Origin of the sequence: Treponema sp., from assembly GCF_045657965.1 — a bacterium.
Classification (GTDB): domain Bacteria; phylum Spirochaetota; class Spirochaetia; order Treponematales; family Treponemataceae; genus Treponema_D.
Genome location: NZ_JAZOUG010000143.1, coordinates 1 through 1,072, shown reverse-complemented (window position 1 = coordinate 1,072; position 1,072 = coordinate 1). Strand labels below are relative to the sequence as shown.

The window sequence follows — 1,072 nt, the reverse complement described above, 5'->3', positions numbered from 1 at the left end:
TATTAAATCACCTGCCTTTATCTGCTGGCCTGTAACAAGTCGGCCGTTGCTGTATTCGAGATCAATTATCTGTTCTTCATTTTCAGGATAATTCATTTTTCTAAGATCATATATCCGAGGGCAGCCAGGCTGATATTTCCACTCTTCAATTAAAGCGCCGTCGTTAATGTCATATTTTGCAATCGCTTCTTCGATCGTTCTTGCGCTGCCCCTCGTCAAAAGTCCGGTATTAAATAATGTAATAACCCATAGTGAGCCGATTTTTCTAAGATGCAGCGCAACGCCTTTATACTGAAAGCCCCTGCCATCTACTGCCTGAGACACTTTACGGCCAGCTATCATTGACGGTATTGTTATTGTGTTTAGCATGCAATCACCTCTTTCATAAATTGTAACCATTTGTAAATCGTTTGCGGCTTCAGATCGCACTGCACGTATTTTGAAACATCAATGTCAATGCTTTTGTTTGGCCCGGATATTCTGACCTTCTGCCCGATTGGATGCATCCCCGGTGTATTGGATGCAAACTGTCTGATCTTGCCTACTGCTTCAAACTTTTCATAATCTGTCATTTGTTGTAACCCATCCTTTCTATATAATCATTTAACTTGCCGGCTATATGCACAATGTTTTTACCTGTAAAGCAATAGCACAGCTCTTTTACAAGTTCGTCTGCCCAGTGCTCTTCATGTATCGGCGCACAGTGCATAAGCTTATGATCTAACAGGATGCTGAGATCAAGCTTAAATTTATTAAACTTCTGTTTGTCGCTTTCATACTTCCATATGTAGTTATCCATTCAAACTCCTTCCGACAATTAAGGACTTGTCGTGACCTGATATTTACAGCCATATTTCCGAGCTGATCTGATCAGCTGACCGGATGCTGCGTACCTATTGCCTACATAAATAGTATACCGCACCATTTGTAATTTTACAATTGGTAATTGCTGACAAAGTTTTTGTCTGATCTGGCCAGATTTTTGTGCAGTCTGCTATGTTTCACAATGTTTCACGCTCGTTTTGTGCAAGTTGCACAAAAAATGTCACGACTTTTTGTGCATTTTTCTATA

General features: G+C 40.3%; 3 protein-coding genes. All 3 read right to left on the bottom strand.

What is annotated here, in order from left to right:
* Window positions 1–369: hypothetical protein (locus tag ACKI5B_RS05120; RefSeq protein ID WP_407426484.1), on the bottom strand; the 369-nt coding region annotated here is incomplete at its 3' end.
* Window positions 363–572, bottom strand: a complete 210-nt coding sequence (locus tag ACKI5B_RS05115) for a hypothetical protein (RefSeq protein WP_407426482.1) — start codon at window positions 570–572, stop codon at window positions 363–365. The genes ACKI5B_RS05115 and ACKI5B_RS05120, both read right to left, overlap by 7 nt.
* Window positions 569–799 (bottom strand): hypothetical protein, encoded by a 231-nt coding sequence (locus ACKI5B_RS05110; RefSeq protein ID WP_407426480.1) that lies wholly within the window; start codon window positions 797–799, stop codon window positions 569–571. Before ACKI5B_RS05110 ends, ACKI5B_RS05115 begins: the two co-directional genes overlap by 4 nt.
* Between the last annotated feature and the right edge of the window lie 273 nt (window positions 800–1,072).